This window comes from Nocardia seriolae NBRC 15557 (assembly GCF_007990715.1).
Lineage (GTDB): Bacteria > Actinomycetota > Actinomycetes > Mycobacteriales > Mycobacteriaceae > Nocardia > Nocardia seriolae.
Genome location: NZ_BJWY01000133.1, coordinates 1 through 20637, shown reverse-complemented (window position 1 = coordinate 20637; position 20637 = coordinate 1). Strand labels below are relative to the sequence as shown.

17 protein-coding genes and 2 pseudogenes are annotated in these 20637 nt (G+C 68.6%); 9 read left to right on the top strand and 10 right to left on the bottom strand.

Annotated elements, in window-relative coordinates; all coding sequences use genetic code 11:
- Positions 1–211: 211 nt before the first annotated feature.
- Positions 212–658, bottom strand: a complete 447-nt coding sequence (locus NS2_RS29730; protein WP_036553092.1) for a nuclear transport factor 2 family protein — start codon at positions 656–658, stop codon at positions 212–214.
- A gap of 273 nt (positions 659–931) precedes the next feature.
- On the opposite strand from NS2_RS29730, the gene NS2_RS36395 reads away from it, so the two are divergent.
- Complete coding sequence (locus tag NS2_RS36395; protein WP_155239369.1) at positions 932–1075, top strand: hypothetical protein; 144 nt, start codon at positions 932–934, stop codon at positions 1073–1075.
- On the opposite strand, the gene NS2_RS36390 is transcribed toward NS2_RS36395, so the two are convergent.
- From NS2_RS36390 to NS2_RS29720, 3 genes are all read right to left on the bottom strand, one after another.
- Positions 1072–1227, bottom strand: a complete 156-nt coding sequence (locus tag NS2_RS36390) for a hypothetical protein (protein WP_155239370.1) — start codon at positions 1225–1227, stop codon at positions 1072–1074. The genes NS2_RS36395 and NS2_RS36390 overlap by 4 nt on opposite strands.
- A gap of 94 nt (positions 1228–1321) precedes the next feature.
- A complete protein-coding gene (locus tag NS2_RS29725) occupies positions 1322–3373 on the bottom strand; it encodes a WD40 repeat domain-containing serine/threonine protein kinase (protein ID WP_121556183.1) in 2052 nt (683 codons plus the stop codon).
- Positions 3374–3494: 121 nt separating this feature from the next.
- Entirely contained in the window at positions 3495–4253 is a 759-nt protein-coding gene (locus NS2_RS29720; RefSeq protein ID WP_033091629.1) for an NUDIX hydrolase, read from the bottom strand.
- A 76-nt stretch (positions 4254–4329) separates the two neighbouring features.
- Between NS2_RS29720 and nadA the strand changes: the two genes are divergently transcribed.
- From nadA to nadC, 3 genes are all read left to right on the top strand, one after another.
- A complete protein-coding gene (nadA, locus tag NS2_RS29715; protein WP_096490487.1) occupies positions 4330–5370 on the top strand; it encodes a quinolinate synthase NadA in 1041 nt (346 codons plus the stop codon).
- 33 nt (positions 5371–5403) lie between these two features.
- Positions 5404–7260 carry an L-aspartate oxidase gene (locus tag NS2_RS29710; RefSeq protein WP_045439633.1) on the top strand — a complete coding sequence of 619 codons (1857 nt, stop codon included), beginning with the start codon at positions 5404–5406 and terminating at the stop codon, positions 7258–7260.
- A gap of 111 nt (positions 7261–7371) precedes the next feature.
- Complete coding sequence (gene nadC, locus NS2_RS29705) at positions 7372–8232, top strand: carboxylating nicotinate-nucleotide diphosphorylase (protein WP_033091627.1); 861 nt, start codon at positions 7372–7374, stop codon at positions 8230–8232.
- A 318-nt stretch (positions 8233–8550) separates the two neighbouring features.
- On the opposite strand, the gene NS2_RS29700 is transcribed toward nadC, so the two are convergent.
- Positions 8551–9021: a tellurite resistance TerB family protein gene (locus NS2_RS29700; RefSeq protein WP_143161375.1), complete on the bottom strand. Its 471-nt coding sequence runs from the start codon at positions 9019–9021 to the stop codon at positions 8551–8553.
- A 155-nt stretch (positions 9022–9176) separates the two neighbouring features.
- Positions 9177–10355 carry a winged helix DNA-binding domain-containing protein gene (locus NS2_RS29695; protein ID WP_033091230.1) on the bottom strand — a complete coding sequence of 393 codons (1179 nt, stop codon included), beginning with the start codon at positions 10353–10355 and terminating at the stop codon, positions 9177–9179.
- Positions 10356–10512: 157 nt separating this feature from the next.
- On the opposite strand from NS2_RS29695, the gene NS2_RS29690 reads away from it, so the two are divergent.
- Positions 10513–11484, top strand: a complete 972-nt coding sequence (locus NS2_RS29690; protein WP_143837582.1) for an alpha/beta hydrolase family protein — start codon at positions 10513–10515, stop codon at positions 11482–11484.
- Between the two features lie 9 nt (positions 11485–11493).
- Here NS2_RS29690 and NS2_RS29685 read toward each other — a convergent pair whose 3' ends face one another.
- Positions 11494–13983, bottom strand: a complete 2490-nt coding sequence (locus NS2_RS29685) for an ABC transporter permease (RefSeq protein ID WP_036549866.1) — start codon at positions 13981–13983, stop codon at positions 11494–11496.
- A gap of 110 nt (positions 13984–14093) precedes the next feature.
- On the opposite strand from NS2_RS29685, the gene NS2_RS29680 reads away from it, so the two are divergent.
- The 3 genes from NS2_RS29680 to NS2_RS29670 all read left to right on the top strand — a co-directional run bounded on the left by NS2_RS29680 (position 14094) and on the right by NS2_RS29670 (position 17862).
- A complete protein-coding gene (locus NS2_RS29680) occupies positions 14094–15038 on the top strand; it encodes an NAD-dependent epimerase/dehydratase family protein (protein ID WP_033091228.1) in 945 nt (314 codons plus the stop codon).
- A gap of 70 nt (positions 15039–15108) precedes the next feature.
- Positions 15109–16002 carry an arylamine N-acetyltransferase family protein gene (locus NS2_RS29675; protein WP_045439627.1) on the top strand — a complete coding sequence of 298 codons (894 nt, stop codon included), beginning with the start codon at positions 15109–15111 and terminating at the stop codon, positions 16000–16002.
- A 267-nt stretch (positions 16003–16269) separates the two neighbouring features.
- Positions 16270–17862 (top strand): protein kinase domain-containing protein, encoded by a 1593-nt coding sequence (locus NS2_RS29670; protein ID WP_045439625.1) that lies wholly within the window; start codon positions 16270–16272, stop codon positions 17860–17862.
- 42 nt (positions 17863–17904) lie between these two features.
- On the opposite strand, the gene NS2_RS29665 is transcribed toward NS2_RS29670, so the two are convergent.
- Positions 17905–18603 carry an MmyB family transcriptional regulator gene (locus NS2_RS29665; RefSeq protein WP_231993010.1) on the bottom strand — a complete coding sequence of 233 codons (699 nt, stop codon included), beginning with the start codon at positions 18601–18603 and terminating at the stop codon, positions 17905–17907.
- Positions 18604–18653: 50 nt separating this feature from the next.
- On the opposite strand from NS2_RS29665, the pseudogene NS2_RS29660 reads away from it, so the two are divergent.
- A pseudogene (locus NS2_RS29660) lies at positions 18654–19613 on the top strand (recombinase family protein); the annotation flags it as partial.
- 240 nt (positions 19614–19853) lie between these two features.
- Here NS2_RS29660 and NS2_RS38580 read toward each other — a convergent pair.
- Both NS2_RS38580 and NS2_RS36385 read right to left on the bottom strand, forming a co-directional pair.
- Positions 19854–19913, bottom strand: a pseudogene (locus tag NS2_RS38580) (DUF397 domain-containing protein); the annotation flags it as partial.
- Positions 19906–20637 (bottom strand): DUF5753 domain-containing protein (locus NS2_RS36385; RefSeq protein WP_186817619.1); only part of this gene is annotated, 732 nt, incomplete at its 5' end. The gene NS2_RS36385 and the pseudogene NS2_RS38580, both read right to left, overlap by 8 nt.

The window sequence follows — 20637 nt, the reverse complement described above, 5'->3', positions numbered from 1 at the left end:
GTCCCCGTCGGCGAAGGCGTTCAGGTCACCGTGCAGGATGGCGTCGGACAGGGTTTCGACTGCGGTCACCAATTCGGTGATGCCGCAGTCGTCGAGAGTGAAACCCTTCGAACCCATGAGCTAATTCTACCTCTGATCGCATGGGCGATGAAGGTGAATTAGCATGTGATCTAAGGGTATTCAGACTGTTGGGTGTTTTGGATGGGTGGGTCTATGTGGTTGTATGGCGCGGGGTGTTGAGGTGGTGGGTGAGGTTGCCGGTCATGGTTATTTCGACGCGGCGTTCTGTGAATTGCCAGTGGCCGGTGGTGTTTTGGAAGGTGTCGTGGTAGCGGCCTGCGGCTATGGGTTGTAGGGGGAGGATAGGGAGGGATTGGAAGACGGTGAAGTAGGAGCGAGCGGTGGCGGTGGAATCGTTGAATTCGAGGATGGTGTTCGTGGTTACGTGGTGGGTTTTCGGGGTGCCGTCTTCGTAGCGGATTACCATGGCGCGCAGCATTTTTGCGATGGCGGTGCCGCCGTGGATCGATCCGCCGCCGCCGTGGAATGTGGCATCCGCGAGGAGGGTGCCGACTCCGGTGAAGTCACCGGCGTCGACGAGTTCCGCGTACCTCGCGATCAGGTTCGTTATGGCGATGGCGTCGATAGCTGGGCCCATGCTGCACGAGCGTACGGAAGTTTTTTGGGGGGTGTCCCTTTGGTTTTCGTCAACCGTCTGGCGCGGCGACCGGGGCGAGATTTCGATACCGTGGTGCGGGGGTGAGGTAATCGGGCTGGAGGTCGCTGCGCGGACTGGATGTTCTGGGTTCTAGGGCTGGTTGTCGGGGTGATCGTTGTCGATCGTGTTGCGGTGTGGGCTGAAGGGCGGGGCTGGATCTATTGGCGTCATCGGCCTCGGAATGCGGGGGTGGGTCCGAGCGTCCTCGGTCAGGTGGAGTCGCTGCTGTCGCCGTCGTATCGGCACGTCGTGGAAGAAACCCGGGCCAAGCAAGTGCTGCGGATCGACCAGACAGCTGGTGAGGACAACGGGCAGATTGTGATCGTGGCGCGCGGTGACCGGAAAGATCGTCGTTAGGGAGCGATAGCGGTGACTGTAGGTGAATCACGGTAGGGCTGTTTGGTTTTGAGCATGGTGTGAAGGACGTCGCGGCGGCGGCGGGCCAGGCGGATCAGTAGGTGCCCGGCGATGATGAACACATCACGGGCGTCGGTTTTCGCCTGTGTCACCCCCGGATCATGCGAAAGACAGGGGCAAGAAGTCATACCGGGCCTGGCGACCGTGACCCCGTAGCAGGGTCACGAAGAAGGTAACGGGCTGGGCTCAGTGGGGCGGGTTTACGCGCCACAGGCGGATCGTGCGGTCGAGGCTGGCGGTGGCGATCAGGGTGCCGTCGGGGCTGAAGCGGACCGAGGAAATCTGGTCGGTGTGACCGGCGTTCGGGGTGCCGATCTGGCTGCGGGAGTGGACGTTCCAGAGTCGCACGGTTCGGTCTGCTCCACCCGAGGTGAGCAGGGTGCCGTCGGGGCTGAAGGCGATCGAGAGCACCGCGCCGACGTGGCCGACCAGCTGTGCGATGTGCAGGTGGGAGCGCGCATCCCACAATCCGATGCTGGTGTCGCGGCTGCCGGTGGCCAGGAGCGTGCCGTCGGGACTGAAGGCTATCGACACCACCTGGTCGACGTGGCTGACGAGATCGCCCGGGACGGACTGGCGTGATGCGGTGTTCCAGAGCCTCACCCGGGTGTCGGTTCCCGACCCCTGGCTCGTGGCGAGCAGGGAGCCGTCCGGACTGAATGCCAGGGCGGCGGTTTGGCCGCCGCTGTCGATCTGCCGACTGTCGAGTTGCCTCGTGCGCACATTCCACAGCTGCGCTCCGGAGCCGCCGGAGACGCTTCGGCCGACGGCCAGCAGTGTGCCGTCCGGACTGAACGCCGTGGCCCCGATTCCGGTGCAGGATCCCGGATCCAGCGACTCCCCGTCGGGCTGCCGCGCACGGACATCCCAAAGCTGCGTCGCCCAATCCCCTTTGGCCCCACCGGCGGTCGCGAGCAGGGATCCGTCGGGGCTGAAGGCCAGCGCGTGCACGGCGTGCCCGGCCTCGAGGGCGGGGCCATCGGGCTTGCGCGAGTGCACATCCCACAGCTGTGCCGTGCGATCGAGGCTGCCCGAGGCGAGCAGTGAACCATCCGGGCTGAATGCCACCGACTTGACCGCCTCGATATGACCGGTCAGCACACCATCGAGGGACACAGCCGACGGCGCGCCGCTGTTCTTCGACCCGCTGCCGGAACCCAGTTGCGTGACGGCGAGGGCAACCCCGGCCGCCGCAGCGGTGACCGGGACGGCGATCGCCCCACCGATCAGCAATTGGCGGCGGCTGATCCTTCGTCCACCCGGAACAGGCTTCGCCACAGCCGGTTTCGTCGCCGGGGACACGGGTGGTCTCGGCGGCGCGGTAGTCAACAGCGGCGGAAGCCCGTGCTGCGGCGGGTCGTCCGGCTCAGCGGCGGCCCGGCGCATCGCGGAGGTGGCCACCCGAATTCCGAGCGCGCGCTGCGCCGCCTCGGCGAGGTCGGCACACGTCTGATAACGGTTGGCCGGGTCCTTGGCCAGCGATGTGGTGATCACCGCGTCGAGCCCTCTCGGCAGGTCCGGCCGCCGCGAACTGGTAAGCGGCGCTGGATGACCGAGATGCGCGGCGATCACCGCGGCCTGGTCGTTGCGGGGGAACGGCGGCTCGCCGGTGAGCAACTGATAGAAGGTGCAGCCGAGGGAATAGATGTCGGCGCGGTGGTCGGTGGGCAGCCGGTCGGTGAAACGCTCCGGGGCGGTGTAGGCGAGTGTCGCCACGACACCGGAGTGGGTGGTGGTGTCGTTCAGAGTCCGGGCGATGCCGAAATCGGTGAGCAGCGCGCGTTCTCCGACCCGCAGATCCTGCTCGATCAGCAGATTGGCCGGTTTGACGTCGCGGTGCAGCACGCCGCGGCCGTGCGCGTAGTCCAGGGCGTGGGCGGCGTCGGTGATCAGCCGGATCGCCTGTTCGGCGGGCAATCCGCCGACCGCGGTCGCCAGCAGCGTGGTGGCGTCCCCGCCGTCGATGTGGCGCATGGCCAGCCACAGTGCCGGATCGTCGGGCCCGCTGCGGTCGTAGACGGGAATGATATTGGGGTGATCGAGTTCGACGGCGAGCGCCGCCTCCCGGTCGAACGCCATCCGGACCTTGGGGTCGGCGGCGAAGCCTTCGTTCAGAACCTTCAGCGCCACATGGCGATTCATGCGCGGATGCCGGGCCAGATACACCGCGCCCATGCCCCCGGAGCCGAGCACCCGTTCGATGGCGTACCCGGCAAAAACGTCCCCCGCCTGCAACACCGGAATTCCTGGTCCTCCCCTTAGCGCACGTCCCGCGCCTCGGGAACCGGTGCGGGACAACGGAAATCTAGCGCAGCCCCGGTAGGTGTGCTAGCCGATCACCCGAACGCGGTGCGCGCGCTCAGCTGGGCGGGCGGAAGGTGGCGAATTCGTCGGTCACCCGGATCTCGGAGTCGGTGAAGCGGTAGACGGCGGCGGGCCGCCCGCCCGCGCGGCCGGGGGAGGCGGTCTCGCCGGTCGGCGTGATCACCTTGCGGCGGGTCAGGACTCGTTGCAGGTTGGTGGTGTCCACGTCGTAGCCCAGTGCGGCGCAGTAGATTTCGCGCAGGGTGGACATGGTGAAGGTGGCGGGGGCCAGGCCGAAGGCGATATTGGTGTAGGAGAGCTTGGCGGCCAGGCGGTTCCGGGCGTGGCGGACGACGGTGCCGTGATCGAAGGACATGTCCGGCAGGTCCGAGACCGGATGCCACTTGGTGTCGTGGGGGAGGACCGGTTCGGCGGTCAACGGGACCAGGCCCAGATACGCCGAGGCGATGCGGCGGTCGCCGGGGACGCGGCTCGGATCGCTGAACACCCACACCTGTTCGAGGTGGGTGAGTTCGCGGACGTCGACCTTCTCGGCGAGTTGCCGGGCGGCCGAGGTGTCGAGGTCCTCGTCGTCGCGCAGGCGGCCGCCGGGAAGTGACCAGGTGCCCTTGGCGGGGTCGAGGGCGCGTTCCCACAGCAGCACCGCGAGTTCGGTGCGTTGACCCGGCGGGCAGCGGTCCGAGACCGCCAAACCACCCACGCTAGGGCTCTCACCTGCACGGATGGTGTCGGGGAAGCGACGAACCTGGAACACCGCGGTGAGCGTTTCGTGGATAGTGCTACGATGGGCCACGTTTTCGATTCTAAGTCGAAAACCGGTTGGATGCGAATCGGCGAAGTTGCCGGACGCATGAGAGAAGGAGCCGGCCATGGCTGCAGCACTGGGCGCGACGATGACGCTGACCGAGCGCATCGCGGACGGACCGTCGGGATTCACCGGCGTGGACGCCACCCCCGAATGGGCGGCGGAGATCAAGCGACTGGCGCGTGAGCGCAATGCCACCATCCTGGCGCACAACTACCAGCTCCCCGAGATCCAGGACATCGCCGACCACGTGGGCGACTCCCTGGCCCTGTCCCGGATCGCCGCGGAGGCGCCCGAGGACACCATCGTCTTCTGCGGCGTGCACTTCATGGCCGAGACCGCCAAGATCCTCAGCCCGGAGAAGACCGTCCTCATTCCGGACCAGCGCGCGGGCTGCTCGCTGGCCGACTCCATCACCGCCGACGAGCTGCGCGCCTGGAAGGCCGAGCACCCGGACGCGCTGGTGGTCTCCTACGTGAACACCACCGCCGCGGTGAAGGCCCTGACCGACATCTGCTGCACCTCCTCCAACGCCGTCGACGTGGTCGCCTCCATCGACCCCGACCGCGAGGTGCTGTTCCTGCCGGACCAGTTCCTGGGCGCGCACGTCAAGCGCGTCACCGGCCGCGAGAACATGCACATCTGGATGGGCGAGTGCCACGTGCACGCCGGCATCAACGGTGACGAGCTCAACGAGCAGGCCCGCACCCACCCGGACGCGGAGCTGTTCGTGCACCCCGAATGCGGTTGCGCCACTTCGGCTCTCTACCTGGCGGGCGCGGGCGAGTTCCCGGCCGACCGGGTGCACATCCTGTCCACCGGCGGCATGATCGATGCCGCGAAGGCCGCGAAGTCCAAGGAAGTCCTGGTCGCCACCGAGGTCGGCATGCTGCACCAGCTGCGAAAGGCCGCCCCCGGCATCGACTTCCAGGCCGTCAACGACCGCGCCTCCTGCAAGTACATGAAGATGATCACCCCCGCCGCCCTGCTCCGCTGCCTGGTGGAGAACCGCGACGAGGTCCACGTCGATCCCGAAACCGCCGCCCTGGCCCGCAATTCGGTGCAGCGCATGATCGAGATCGGCAATCCGGGCGGCGGCGAATAGCTACGCCCACCCCGTCAGGGGAGGGATGAGCACATGGTGAATACATCGATTTCCATCACCTGGGAAGCCGAGGCCGACCTGGTGGTCGTGGGCGGTGGCGTGGCGGGACTGACCGCCGCGCGCACCGCCTCCCGCCGCGGACTACGCGTGCTGACACTCAGCAAGGGCGGACCCACCGACACCTCGACCCAGTACGCGCAGGGCGGCATCGCGGTGGTCGCGCCGCACGGGGATTCGGTGGAATCCCACGTGCACGACACCGTCGTCGCCGGGGCCGGACTCTGTGACGAGGACGCGGTGCGGTCCATTGTCGAGGGCGGCCAGCACGCGGTGGCGGCCCTGACCGACCTGGGCGCGGTCTTCGACCTCGGCCGCGACGGCGAGGTCTCGCGCACCCGCGAGGGCGGCCACAGCACGCGGCGGATCATTCACGCGGGCGGTGACGCCACCGGTGCGGAGGTGCAGCGCGCACTGAACGCGGCGGGACTTCCGGTGATCTTCGGGGCCGCGGTGCTGGACATCGTGACCGGCCCCGAGGGCGTCCGCGGCGTGATCGCGGTGTCGGACAGGGGATTCGGCATCGTCCACGCCCCCGCGGTGGTGCTCGCCACCGGCGGCCTCGGCCAGCTCTACGCGTGCAGCACCAACCCGGCCGGAGCCACCGCCGACGGCATCGCCCTGGCGCTGCGTGCGGGCGCGCTGGTCTCGGACCTGGAATTCCTCCAGTTCCACCCGACCGTGCTGTTCACCCCCGGTGGCCTCGGCCGCCGCCCGCTGATCAGCGAGGCCGTCCGCGGCGAGGGCGCGATTCTCGTCGACTCCCAGGGCAATTCGGTGACCGCCGGTGTCCACCCGCGCGGCGACCTGGCCCCGCGCGACGTGGTCTCCCGCGCCGTCGCGGCCCGCATGGGCGAGCTCGGCACCGACCACGTCTACCTCGACGCCCGCTCGATCGACGGCTTCCCCCAGCGTTTCCCGACCATCACCGCCTCCTGCCTGGCCGCGGGCATCGACCCCACCGTCGATCTGATCCCGGTGGCACCCGCCGCCCACTACCAGTGCGGCGGGATCCTCACCGACGCCCACGGCCGCACCACGGTCCCCGGCCTCTACGCCGCCGGTGAGGTGGCCCGCACCGGCCTGCACGGCGCGAACCGCCTGGCCTCCAACAGCCTCCTCGAGGGCCTGGTCGTCGGCGAGCGTGTCGGCGTGGCCGCCGCCGAGCGCCAGGGCATGTCAGCCCCGATCACCGAAGTCGGCCCGCTGCGTTTCCCGCGTGCGGACCGAAAACTGTTGCAGGAGCTCATGACCGAACACGCCGCGGTAGTCCGCGACGGCGACGGGCTCCGCACCGCCATCCTCCGCATGGTCGGCCTGATCACCGACAACGCCGCCCCCGACATCACCGTCGAATGGGCCCTGAACCAGTCCGCGACCGACCACACCGGCAGCGACGCGACGGCGATGGGCACCGCCGCGAATGGTGCATACGAGACACATGAGCAGCCCAACGCGGTCGCCCGCATCGACGGTGAAGCGCCGGGCGGCGATTCGAACGGCGCTGGCGAGCAGGCAGGTTCGGCACTCGTCGGCACCATGCGCAGGTCGGATGGCGGAAAGGATCGCGGGCGGCCGGATTCGGCGGCGGCGATCATCCGCGAACTCGAGGATTCCGCGCTGACTCTCACCGCGCGGGCGCTGCTGGTCGCGGCGGCGGCCCGGACCGAGAGCCGTGGCTGCCACACCCGCTCGGATTACCCGGAGCCTCAGGAGGAATTGCGGCGGAGCACGGCGGTACGGCTCGGACCCGACGGGCGGCCGAAGCTGGTGGCCGACGGCGTCGAGCCGGGGCCCACGTGGGGGCGGGTCGCTGTGCCCGCCGGGCTGTGAACCGCATCGTCGCCGGGCGGGCCCACGGACATCCCGCCCGGGCGTGTACGCGCTGCGTGTACGCGACATTGGCTCGGGTGCAAGACAAGTCATCGAAGAAGGAGCGTGGCTATGACTCTCGACGCTGGACTGGATCGCGACGAGGTGGTGGCGCTCATCCGTACCGCCCTCGATGAGGATCTGCGCTATGGGCCCGATATCACCACGATGGCTACGGTGCCCGCGGATGCGGTGGCCAAGGCGGACATGGCGTCTCGGCAGCCGGGGACGGTGGCCGGACTGGATGTCGGGCTGCTGGTACTGGATGAGGTGCTCGGGGCGGGGAATTATGAGGTCAGTGCTCGCGTGGCCGACGGGACGCGGGTGCAGCCGGGGGACAAGGTGCTGAGTTTTGTCGCGCCGACTCGGGGGCTGCTGACGGCCGAGCGCACGCTGCTGAATCTGGTGTGTCACTTGTCCGGCATCGCTACGGCTACCTCGCAGTGGGTGGATGCTGTGGCGGGTACCGATTGCCGGATTCGGGACAGCCGCAAGACGCTTCCCGGGCTGCGGGCGCTGCAGAAGTACGCGGTGCGAGTCGGCGGCGGGGTCAATCACCGCATGGGGCTCGGGGACGCCGCGTTGATCAAGGACAATCACGTGGTGGCTGCGGGCTCGGTGGTTGCCGCGTTGCGCGCCGTGCGGGAGCTGAATCCGGAGATCGAGTGCGAGGTCGAGGTGGACAGCCTGGAACAGCTCGACGCGGTGCTCGCCGAGGACGTGGAATTGGTACTGCTGGACAACTTTCCGCTGTGGGCCACGCAGGCGGCGGTGCAGCGCCGTAATACTCGGTCGCCGCGCACGAAACTCGAGTCTTCGGGCGGGCTTTCGCTGGATGTGGCCGCCGATTACGCGCGGACCGGCGTGGATTATCTGGCGGTGGGCGCGCTCACCCATTCGATCCGGGCGCTGGATCTCGGACTCGATATGTGAAACGCCCGACTCGTCCCCGGCGTGCCGCTCTGCCGGGGGCGAATCACCTGTTCAGCGCCGGTAGACCGGCGGGTCGACCAACCAGCCGATGCCACCGCACCCCGTGCACAGAATTGCCGACCCGTTCGTGGAATAGCCTGCGGCCCCGGTGCCTTCGCACCAGGCGCAGTAACGCCAGCCCCGATTCGGGTGGACGGTGTCGAGCAGAATATTGAGGAACCCTTGGATCGCCATGCAGAGTGAATCCCCTCGCTAGGCATTAAACGCTCCAAGAATGCGGGACGCCGCCGGTCACTGTCCAGCAAAAGCCAGAGGGGTTTACACGCCGAATTCGTGTGGGTCCAGCCGCAATACCTGACAAGCCTCGCGAATCACCGTCAGCGCGTGGGCGTCGAGTTCGCCCTCGATTCGCCCGACCTCGAACCCGATCCGCACCACGGCGCGCGCCTGGTCGGGGTGCTCGATGGCCTTGGCGATCTGGGCCATCGCATAGGCGTGGCCGAAGGCCGGATCCATGATGAGCCGGGCGCAGTTGTCCTCGAACAGGTTTCGCAGCTCCTCGGAGGATTCGCGGCCGAGCACCTGATGCGCGCCCGCCATTTGCGCGACCCGCATGCGAGCCGCCGGATCGATGCGCCCGTCGGTCGCCGCCAGCACCGCGCACATACCGAGCGCGGCGTCCCGGAAGGCCTCGCCCCACACCTCGTTTCGCGGTTCCGGCGCGGGCGGATGGCCCGTGAACTGGGGATGCGGGGATGCCGGGGAGACCAGCCGATTCGAGAACGCCATGACACACTCCGAGAAAACCACCGGACCATGGACTCCCCGTGTCCAGCCCGGACTGTCGAACCCAACAAATCCGACAGTAACAGCCTGTCGTCCGGTAGGCCCGCAGAAAACCCCCGACACTCAGCCGGGAAGCGGGTCACCGGGCGTGGCGGGTGTCAGGTGGTCAGTTCTTTCTCCAGCGGCGTGCGGAAACGCGGGGTGGGCCGGACATCGCCGTACCAGCCGCGTAGCCGCCCGGCCTCGGCGGCGATCGCGTGCTGCGCCGCCGAACCCGCGTCTTCGAGTAGCCGCCAGACGATTTCGCCGTCCGGACGCTGTGCCCAGCCGCCGATGATGCGGCCGTTCCACCAGACCGTCGGGCCGATATTGCCGTTGCGGTCGAACAGCGCTTCCCGGTGCTCGCCCAGATACCAGTCGCGCGACTGCCAGCCCATGGGCGTGGGATCGAGCGCGGGCAGCAGCGCGGCCCACGGTTCCGGCGGCGGCGTGGGTTCCAGATCATCGGCCAGCACCAGGCCGGTTTCGCCGTCGAGGTCCACTTCGGCGGTGTCCACCAGTGCCAGCGCCTTGCGCACCTCGCCCAGGGTCCAGCCCGTCCACCATTTGATATCGCTCATCGGCGCGGGCCCGAAGGCGCGCAACCACTTCCGGACCAGCTCCGCGCGCGCCTGCTCGACGGGCACGGCCGGAATGCCCTCCGGCAGCCAGGATTCGATCGGCGCCCAGGTGTACTGGCTGCTGGCCCAGCTCCCATTGGGCCGCCCGCGCACGATCCGCCCCTCGCAGCCGAGCGTCACCAGCACCCAGGTGGTGATGTTGGTCGGCTTCGAATAGGGCTTGCCCGGAGCGACATCCACCTGGGTCCGCAGCCGCGGCACGTCCTTGCTCAATTGCGCACCGGTCGCGCTGCCCCGCTCCAGCAGCGCCGCGTGCGTCTCCGCCTCGACCTCGTTGAGCCAGGCGACGATGTTCCCCGGCACCGCCCCCGACCGCTCGATGTAGCCCCCGTAGGTCTTGCGCTGCTTGTGCGCCAGGGCATCGGCGGTCGAGGCCTGCAATACCGGCACCAGATCCACCGGCGCGACGAACATGGTGCGCCGCATGGCCAGCATCCGCAGCAACGTCCGGTCGTCGTAGAGCGCCTTCTCGACATACCCGGGCTCGCTCTCGACCCCGCGCGCCGCCACCGACAGGTACACCGTCGCCGGATCGGTGGCATGCAATACCACCATCGACCGCACGATCTCCTCGACGTCGTCGCTGCGGCTGCCCGCGGCCAGCCGATGCCGCACCGCGAGCCGAGCTCGCCGCTCCTCGACACTCATCGAACGCATGAGCGAATCCTAGCCCGTGTGCGCGACTTTCGACGCACTCGACACAGGTTCCGAGCCCGCGGCGCGGTGCCCCCACCGCCGCCGGATCCGGGTCCGCCGCGCCGGGCTGCGGCGTGGGTACTCCTATGGGTCCCGCCCACGTGCGACGATGCCGAACGTGCGTGGTCGGTGGCGAGGATTGCGGGTGGTCGGCGCGGTGGCCGGAATGATCGCCGCGACGGTGGTTGCGGCTCCGGCGGTTTCGAGCGCGCCGGGCGACGGTGTGAGCATACGGCCGGTGAGCCTGACCGTGGACGGGGAGACCGCGACGGGGCGGGTGTACGAACCCGAGGGCGGGGCACGGGGGCTGATCGTCGCGGTGCACGGGCACGACGGGAGTGCGAGCGACTTTCCCGAGTACATGAGCTCGATCGTCAAGCAGACCGGTGCGGCGCTGATCAGTATGGATCAGCGGTCCGATGACAGCGTCTGGCGCACGGGGGAGTGGAACGTGTGGGCCGGGTGGCGGGACACGCTGGCCGCCACGCGGTGGTATCGCGGAGATCATCCCGGCGGCCCGACGGTGCTGTGGGGCTGGAGTCAGGGCGGGGTGACCAGTGGCCTGACCGCCGCCTACGCGCCGCCGGGGACCTTCGACTACTGGGTCGACACCTTCGGTCACGCAGGCGATTTCAGCGCCTGGCTGCTGGCCAACCTGGCCGGGAAGCCCCTGCGGCCCGAGATCGAGCGGGACGCGGGCGGCTGCATCCCGCTGACCTGCCCGCAGTCCTACCTCGATCGTTCCCCGTCGCTGCTGGCCAACCGCATCGACGTGAAGCGGGCGGTACTGCTGCACGGCACCTCCGACGCCCTGGTGCCCTACACCAGTTCGCTGGAAATGCGTGCGGCGCTGACCTTCTCGGGCAAGCCGGTGTCCATGTACACGGTGGTGAGCGGCCGCGACCTCGACGGCCGCATCGTCCCCGGCGAGCACGGCATCAACCCGGTGTTCTTCGAATCCGGTTGTGTGGTCCAGCGTTTGCTGCTCGGTACCGAGCCGATGGGCGGCGATCACGACTACCTCATCGATGTCGGCGCGGGCATCGACACCGCCCCGCCCGCCCCGCCGAACGCCAAGTGCGCGGCCTGAGCGGCGGCGCTAGTCGACGCTGACCGCGTCCACGATATTCAGCCGCGCCGCCCGCACCGCCGGGGGAATCGAGCCGAGCAGGCTCAAAGCCAGTGCGGCGAAGGCGAATACGAACAGCGGCGCCCCGGGCCGGAAGGACACATCGATGCCGAGGGTGTCGGAGGCGAGCAGCGAATAGAAGTACTGATCACCCAGCCCGAGGACGACACCCAGCCCGGCTCCGACCACCCCGATGGCCGCCGCCTCGGCCAGCACCATGCGCAGCGCGAACCGCCGACTCGACCCGACGGCCCGCAGAATGCCCAGCTCCCGGCGGCGTTCGAGCAGCGCCAGCGTCAGAGTGTTGAGCAAGGCCATGGCGGCGATGAAGGCCACGATGACCAGCATGATGCGCGAGAGCACCAGCCCCTCCTGCATGGCGCGGCTGATGCCGTCGAGCGAGGCCGCGCCCGAGTACACGTGGATGTCCGGCGGCACCGCCGCCCGGATCGCCGAGATCAATTGCTGCGGATCCACTCCCGGGGCGGCGTCGATCTGCAGCGTGGTGGCTCCGGGCCGGGCGAACCAGTCCCGCATGAGGGTCAGGCTCATGACGGCGGTCCCGCCCATGGCGGAGAAATACGAGACCGTTTCCAGCACCCGGGTCCGCTGCTCGCCCGCGGGCGTCTGCATGCTGAGCTCGTCCCCGGCCGAAACGCCGAGTTCGCGCGCCAGATCCCGGGACAGCGCGATGCCCTCGCCCGCCAGCACCCGGCGCTGGGTATCCCCGTCCAGGGAATGGAACATCGAATAGGTGCTGCCCGGATCCACCCCGTAGACAAGAGCTTTCGTGCCCGCGACGGAGGCGAAGGCCAGCTGCCCCGCCACCACGCGCCCGACGCCGGGCACCTGTTCGACCCGGCGCACCACGTCCTCGGGGAGCAGCGCGGTCGGCGGCGTGTCCTCGGCGGAGAGCGCCACCCATGCGTCGGTATCGGCCAGGGAGGCGAAGGTGTCGCGCGCCGAGCGCGTCGCGTCCGCGTTCGCGCCGGTGATCGTGATCGTCATGCCCACCGCGATCACGACCGTCATGAGCGTGGCCCACACCCGGCGCGGCGCACGATCGATATTCACCCCCGCCAGCACCCCGGCCGGACCCAGCCGCCGCGCGGCGGCGGCCGTCGTCCGCACGATGGGACCCGCGCAGGCGAAGGCCAGCAGCATTTCCGCGCCGAACGCGAAACCCAGTGCGCCGGCGGCGAAGAGCCCCAGATGCGCGCGCTGGATGGCCAGCGCGGCCGCCGCGAGTGCCGCTCCCGCCACGACCGCCGCCACCCGCAGTCGCGTCGACACCGTATCGGCCGCGGACGCCCCGACCGGGGCCAGCGCCTCCACCGGCGACACCCGATACACCTGCCGCGCCGCCACCGCCGAGGCCGCCACATTGGTCAGCGTCGTCGCGACCACCGCGACCGGAATCGCGTACCCCGGCAGGATGTACTGCATGCGGGCGTCCATCATCTGCGTGAAAACGCCGGGCAGCAGCCCGATCGCGTACCGTCCGGCCAGCACGCCCAGCCCCGCGCCGACCAGACCGCCGACCACGCCCAGCACGACCGCCTCCGCCAGCACGTCGCGCACGATGGTCTGCCGTCGCGCACCGATGGCGCGCAGCATGGAGATCACCGGTCGCCGCCCGGCCAGGGCCATGCTCATGGTGTTGTAGATCAGGAACGCCGACACCACGAACGCCAGTCCCGCGCCCATGGAGGCGATGAACTTCACCATGACCACGCCGTTATGGCTCTGGGCGGCACGGGCACTCGGTGTGCCGACCACCGCCCGCCCGGCGACCGCGGCCGTGACCGCCGAGTTCAGCCGCGCCCGATCGGCGTTCGGCTGCGCGACGATCAGCACCGAATCCAATTGGCCGACACGGTCGGTGATGCGCTGCGCCACCGGCAGCGGGGCCACCAGATAGTGCCCGCCGTTCAACCGTGACAGCTGCGCGCCGCCCAGCACCGCCGCGACGGTGATCCGCGCCGCACCCAGCTGGACCTGCTGCCCCTTCGCGTATCCCGTTCCCGGCCCGGCCAATACGCCGTTCGGCACGGTGAGCAGGCTCGACAGCGCATCGCCCCGGACGGCCCCGTTCAGATCGCTGTCTAGGGCCGCGCTCGAGGCGTCCACGCCCAGTACCAGCAGCCGGTTGTCATCGGGCCCGGCCGTGGCGCGCAGCATGGGCACGGCCGCCGCCACCCCCGGCACCGCCGCCAGATCCGTGCGCACCTGCTGCGGGAATCCGGCATCGGTGACCCCGGAGACCTCCAGCGCCGCATTCCCGGCCAGCCCGGCCGAGAGCCGCTGCACCGACCTGGTCAGCGACCCCGAGATCCCGAGCACCGCGACCAGGAAGGCCGAGCACACGGTGAGTACGACAAGTGATGCCGCGGTCCGCCCCCAATGCGTGGTGAACTCGCGAATCGTGAACAGCCGCAGCCGATCCAGCAACGCGATCATGGCCTCAGGCTAGGCCCCCGGCGGCGGTTGGCCCCGGCATTCGGGCATACCCGCGTCCCGGACAGTAGGCTCGGCCCCGATTATCGGCGTGCGAGACGGGGTGACCAGCAGTGAAAGTCGTGGTAGCCGGGGCGACGGGTGCGATCGGCAGGCCGTTGGTGACCGCGCTGCGGCGGGGCGGGCATCAGGTGTACGCGCTCACCCGGGGCGGGCGCGGGGCCGAGATCGCGCGTGGGCTCGGGGCCACCCCGCTGGTCGCCAATGTGATGGACCGCTCGGATCTGTTGCGCGCCACCGAGCGGCTCACCGCCGACGCCGTCATCCATCAGCTCACCGCCCACCGGCACTCCCCGCCCACCCACTATCACGCGCCGGGGCTGTTGCGAACCAACGCGTTACGCGAGATAGGCAGCAAACATCTGGTCGAGCTGGCCCAGCGCACCGGCGCGCGCCGCTACCTGACCCAGTCGCTGATCGTCGGATACGGCCTGCGCGATCACGGTTCCGGACTCGTGACCGAGCAGGATCCGTTCGGCCGTATCCCCGGCGATGTCAACGACGGTGTCATCGGCGCGCTGCACCAGGCCGAATCCAGCGCCTGGCGCGCGCCCGGCATCGGCGGAATCGCCCTGCGCTACGGCCTGTTCTACGGTCCCGGCGCCTCCGACACCTTCGTGCGCGCGCTGAGCCTGCGCATGCTCGCGCTGCCCAGCACGGTCACCGGATACGCCGGCTTCGTCCATATCGAGGACGCGGCCGCCGCGACCGTCGCCGCGCTCGAACGCGGTGTCGCGGGCCGGGCCTACAACATCGTCGACGACGAACCCGTCACCTGGGGCACCATGCTCGACGCCATGGCCGCGGCCGTCGGCGCCCGCCCACCCCGCCGGGTGCCCGCGCGATTGCTGCGCATGACGTCCCCGCTGGCCGCCGCCCAGATGCTCGACCTGTCCATTCGCGTCTCGAATGCCCAGGCGCGCACCGAACTCGGCTGGCGGCCCCGCTATCCCAGCTACCGCGAGGGATTGCCGACCCTCGCGCACGCCACCGAATAACTGCCCCCGGGAACACCCGCGCACCGCATCCGGTTGGATCGTCACGAACGACACGGACAGGAAGGCAGTGATGACGACACCGGTGGATCCCTCGTACACCTGGCAGGGCGAGGACCTGGACCTGGACGCCTATCTGACCCGGATCGGCTTCACCGGCGAGCGCACGCCCACCCTGGCCACCCTGCGCGAACTCGTCCGCGCGCACACCACCGTGATTCCGTTCGAGAATCTGGAGATCATCCTCGGGCGCGGCATCCCCCTCGATCCGGACAGCCTGCGCGACAAGATGATCCGGCGGCGGCGCGGCGGCTACTGTTACGAGAACGTCGGCCTGTTCGCGGCCGCGCTCGAGCGCATCGGCTTCGAGTTCACCGCCATGTCCGGCCGCGTCACCCGCGGCGCGGTCAACCTGCGCCCGGCCACCCACGCACTGCTGCGGGTCAAGGCCGCCGACGACCCGCGGTTCTGGCTGTGCGACGTGGGCTTCGGCTGGGGTCCGCTGGAACCGGTCGAACTGACCCCGAATCGCGGCGAATTCAGCACCGGTGCATGGCGTTTCCGGCTGGAGCGGACCCTGGACGCGGTCGGCGGCGAGCTCTGGACGCTCTACCAGTTCGGTCGGGACGGGTTCGTGGACCGCTACACCTTCGCCACCACCCCGCAGTACCGCATCGATTTCGCGGTCGGCAATCACTACGTGTCGACCTCGGAGCGCTCGCCGTTCGTGATGCGGCCGTTCGTGCAGCGCTTCCACGCCGAGGTGCATCACCAGCTCGACGGCACCACCTGGACCACCAGCCATCCGGACGGTTCGGAGGAAGTGCGCGAACTGGAGGTTGCCGAGCTGCCCAAAGTGCTCGCGGAGGTCTTCGACGTCGAACTCGACGCGGCCGACGCGGCGCAACTCGAGCGCGCCCAGTGGCCCGCGGCGGTGCGGGCGTCGGATTCAGTGAAAAGTAGCTGAAGCCTGCGAATGTGCGGGAGCAAACACACACCAAACCGTTTGGTCTATGTCGCAGCATAGATGTGCCGCGACCAGCGGTTACCGGTATACGGTGACCTAAACGTCGCGCGGATGCGGCATAGATCTCACCGAGATCTCGCTCATATCTCACGCTGACGTCGGCGATCCGCGCGTCGCCCGCTACACTCGTGCGGGGAAACGCGCGGGCAACCGCATTGTCACAGTCGTCTCGGAGAACTTCGGAGTAGTGCCATCGAAACCGGCCAAGTGATCGCAGGGCATTACCGCCTGGTCGAACGGATTGGTAGCGGCGGCACAGGTGTCGTCTGGCGAGCCGTGGACCAGCGGCTCGAACGTTCCGTGGCGGTCAAGCAGATCATCACCCAGCCGAGCCTGTCGGATGCGGACAAGGACATCGTTCGGCAGCGCGCGGCGCGCGAGGCTCGCAACGCGGCCCGATTCCAGCATCCCAATGCCATCGTCGTGTTCGACATCACCGAGCACGAGGGTGACCCGTGCCTGGTCATGGAATATCTGCCCTCGCAGAGCCTCGCCGTGGTGCTGTCCGCGCAGGGCACGCTGCCGCTGCCGCAGGTCGCCCGGATCGGCGAACAGGTGGCATCCGCGCTCATCGCCGCGCACCGCGCCGGAATCGTGCACCGCGATGTCAAGCCGGGCAACATCCTGCTCGGCGACAACGGGGCGGTGAAGATCACCGACTTCGGCATCGCCAAGTCCAAGGGCGATGTCACCCTGACGACCACCGGCCTCATCTCCGGTACCGCCGCCTACCTCGCCCCCGAGGTCGCGCGCGGCGCGGAACCCACCCCGGCCGCCGACGTTTTCGCCTTGGGCGCCACGCTCTTCCACGCGCTCGAGGGCGAACCGCCCTACGGCACCAACCCGAATCCGCTCGCGCTGCTGTACGCGGCCGCCAACGGCCAGATCAGCGAGCCGCGCAATGCCGGACCGCTCTCGGACCTGCTGCTCAGCCTGCTCAGCTTCGAGCCGGAGGACCGGCCGAGCATGCTCGACGTGCGCGACATCATGGCCGAATTCGCCGAGCTCGGACCCGAAGCCGAAGCCACCCGGGTGCTCGCTCAGCGCCGCGGCGGAGTCGTCACCCCGCCGCCCGGCCCGGCCCCGCGTTCGGGCGCGCCCCGTCAGGTCACCCGGCAGATGGAGCGCCGCTCCTCCGCCAATGCCGACATCGCGACCGGGGCCATGCCCCAGGCGCAGCTGCTCGACACCCCGCCGCCGCGGCCCTCGCACAATGCGGGCCCGCCGACGCGCAACCATCCGGTGCACGATGACGACTACGAAACCGGCGGCTCCAAGAAGAAATTCGTGTGGGCGGCGCTGATCGCGGTCATCGTGGTGGCCGGCGGTATCGCGTTCGGGGTGCTGAGCAATTCCGGTTCGGGCTCCGATACGGGTACGGGCGGCAGTGGCAGCGCCACCAAGGCATCGGTCTCGGCCAGCTCCACCAAGGGTGTGCCGTCGGGCCTGGGACAGACCAAGAGCGCCTCGCCGGTCGGCTTCGACGGCGCGCTCGACGTGGTGCAGGCATTCTGTGACGCACTGCTGCCCAATGGCAACAGTGCGGCCGCGTGGAAGAAACTGACCCCGGCCGCCCAGCAGGTGTACGGCAGTCAGCAAGCCTTCCAGTCGTTCTGGAGCCAGAATCCGGTGACGAGCTACGCCGGAATCAGCGGAACCAACGGTGGTACCGCCAATCCCGATGGCTCCATGGACATCACGCTGGCCAGCATCTCCACCAAGGCCGGGAGCAAGTCGTTGAACCTGCGGGTGATCGACGCGGGCGGCGGGAACCTCCAGATCGACAGCGACACCAAGTAGGCCGAAGCGCCGCACCGGAATTCCGGTGCGGCGTTTGTCGTCTCAGTGGCGCTCCGCCGTTTCGGCGGACAGCGAGGCCAGCAGGCGCAGTGCGTCGGCACTGGGGGAGCCGGGTTCGACGTGGTGGGTCACCAGGGCCTGGTCGGGATCGTCGGGGAGACGGAAGGTTTCGTAGCCCAGGTCCAGGCGGCCCACGATCGGGTGGCGGTAGACGTGGCGGCCGTGGGTCTTGTCCTTGAGCTCGTGACGTTGCCACAGGTCCGCGAATTCCGGGCTCTGGGCGTTCATTTCGTCGATGAGGGCGGTGATGCGCGGATCACCGGGATTGCGCGCGGCATCCAGGCGCAGGTAGGCGACGGTGTCGGCGGCCTTGTCGTCCCAGTCCTCGTAGAGGTCCTTGGCGCCCTCGTCCAGGAAGACCAGGTGCAGGAAGTCGCGCTGCTCGGGCGCGAGCGCGCCGAAATCGGTGATCAGGGCCGCCGCCAGGCGATTCCACGCCAGCACGCTGACCCCGCGCCCGACGATGTAGGCGGGCACGTCGTGGGCGGCCTCCAGCAGGCGGCGCAGGCCGGGGCGCACCTCCTGGGTCGCTGGCGGCTCCTCACCCGACCACAGACGGGCCAGGCGGTAGAGATGCTCGCGCTCAACCTGATTCAGGCGCAGCGCCCGTGCCACCGCGTCCAGCACCGACTCCGAGAACTGCAGGCTGTGGCCCTGCTCCAGGCGCACATAGTGATCCACGCTGACCCCAGCGACACCGCGCTTATACACTCCTTATCTAGGCTGGTGGTATGACGCGATCAACGGCAGACAAGGACCTGGCCTGGCTGGTGGAGATCAACGCGGCGTTGGCCGCTGCGGTCGCTGGCACCGACCCGGCCGAGTGGGTGTATGGGTATGTGCGGATCTCTCGGGATGAGAAGGACCGGGCCGAAGGGGTGGCGTTGCAGGCCAAGAATCAGGTTGCCTACGCCGCCCGTAAGGGGTTGCGGTTGGCGCGGATCTTCTGTGACAACGACCTCTCAGGCGCGGACGCCGACCGTCCGGCGTTGCGAGAGTTGTTGCCGTTGGTGACAACTGGGCCTAGCAACGTCGTTTTGGCGCGGGATGTGGCGCGGTTGACCCGTGACTACGACCTGGGCAACGAGTTGATGAAACTCGGGCGAGACGAGGGGGTGCGGTATGTGTTCGTCAAGGACACCGATTACGACCTGACCACCGGCGCGGGGCGCAAGAGTTTCATGGTGAAGGTCGCCGAAGCGGCCGAGTACCGCGAGACCAACACCGAAAACCTCCTGGACCGGATGAGCGAGGAAGCCGCGAAGGGGGTGATGCAGGGTGGTTCGCGTCGGTTCGGGTACGGCAAAGTTGTTGGCACGCACCCGATTACCGGTGCCGAGATCCTGGATCGATGCGCGTTGCGGGATGCGGAAGTCACCGTGTTGTGTGAGGGCCGGGACCGGGTGATCAACGGCGAGTCACAGACCACGATCATCACCGATTGGAACGCGCGCGGCATCACCACCTCCGAGGGCGGACTGTGGCGGGTGGGCAAGCTCGCGCACCTGTTGTTGCTCGAGGCGTATGTGGTCTATGACCGGGGCGAGCACACCGACCCGGCGACAGGGGCGCGGTGTGAGTGCCTGAACAATCCCGAGGGCAACGGAATTCGCGTGCACGCACGCACCGGTACCCGGCATCGGGCGCAATGGCCCGCGATATTCACCCGCACCGAGCACGACGCGATGCGGGCGGCGTTGACCAGCCACAAGCGCCGCAAGGACGGGACGGCGAAGCGTCCCCGCCAACGCAACGGCGAGTACTGGCTTACCGGTCTGGCCGAGTGCGGCGGGACGTGGGCGCCGGGCAGCGAGCGCGCCGGGCAGGCGTGCGGGTCGTGGATGGTCGGGTCGTTGCTCGAGCGGGCGCGGAAGAACGGCACGATCGTTCAGCGCCATTCCGCCCCCCGGCAGTCGCCGGACCTCTACGCACGCGTTGCCCTGGCCGCCGGAGAACGACGACTTGAACCATTCGTCTTCGTGATCACCCATTGTCCAACTCCTTAGCGATCGAAAGCCGGAGGGCGGACGACTCCTCCGCACTCAGGGCCGCCGCCTGTATACGGTCCCAACTCAGAACGTACCCCTTCACCTCGTCGGAACCCTCGGCGTACCACCCCTGATCGCCAGCCTCCAGATAGACGATCGATTCGTGTTCGGCCACCAGGTCAAGGATGGTGAACGGACCGGTATCGATGCCGTCGTGCAGACCTGCGGAGTCAGGGATGATCCGGACATCCGTCTGACCGGGTTTGGCTAGATACCGCAGTTGAGCGGCCATCGTTGCCGGGGGACCGATCCGGCGGCGAATGGCGCTTTCGTCCAAAAGTACTGACCGTTCTTTAGTTTCGGTCAGGGCCTGCCGTTGTTGACGCATCATCGCCCATTGCTCTCGGTCGGCATCGCTGCCCCGCTCCGGCCTCAACTGGAACAAGTGCGCCATGTAATCGGGGGTCTGCATGAGTCCGGCAACCACGCGGTAGTCGTAGACGCGGATGCGGTCGGCCGCCGATTCGAACGACAGGTAGACACCGAAATCCTTGACCAGCGCGTGCCCGTAATCCTGCCACCACGCGCGCGTATTTGCCCCTGCCACAAGACTTTTCAGAGTTGCTACGGTATCCGGGGTCGCGTCGTAAAGCAGCGCGATTGCTTCGATGACGGGAGGATGTAGTTTGCACGGGCGACCCAGATGGATCTTCGTAACCGTGTCGGG

Bases quoted from the DNA above. Each gene is read 5' to 3' on its own strand.
- NS2_RS29730 (WP_036553092.1), bottom strand. From the start codon at position 658: ATGGGCCCAGCTATCGACGCCATCGCCATAACGAACCTGATCGCGAGG.
- nadA (WP_096490487.1), top strand. From the start codon at position 4,330: ATGGCTGCAGCACTGGGCGCGACGATGACGCTGACCGAGCGCATCGCG.
- NS2_RS29710 (WP_045439633.1), top strand. From the start codon at position 5,404: ATGGTGAATACATCGATTTCCATCACCTGGGAAGCCGAGGCCGACCTG.
- nadC (WP_033091627.1), top strand. From the start codon at position 7,372: ATGACTCTCGACGCTGGACTGGATCGCGACGAGGTGGTGGCGCTCATC.
- NS2_RS29700 (WP_143161375.1), bottom strand. From the start codon at position 9,021: ATGGCGTTCTCGAATCGGCTGGTCTCCCCGGCATCCCCGCATCCCCAG.
- NS2_RS29695 (WP_033091230.1), bottom strand. From the start codon at position 10,355: ATGCGTTCGATGAGTGTCGAGGAGCGGCGAGCTCGGCTCGCGGTGCGG.
- NS2_RS29685 (WP_036549866.1), bottom strand. From the start codon at position 13,983: ATGATCGCGTTGCTGGATCGGCTGCGGCTGTTCACGATTCGCGAGTTC.
- NS2_RS29675 (WP_045439627.1), top strand. From the start codon at position 15,109: ATGACGACACCGGTGGATCCCTCGTACACCTGGCAGGGCGAGGACCTG.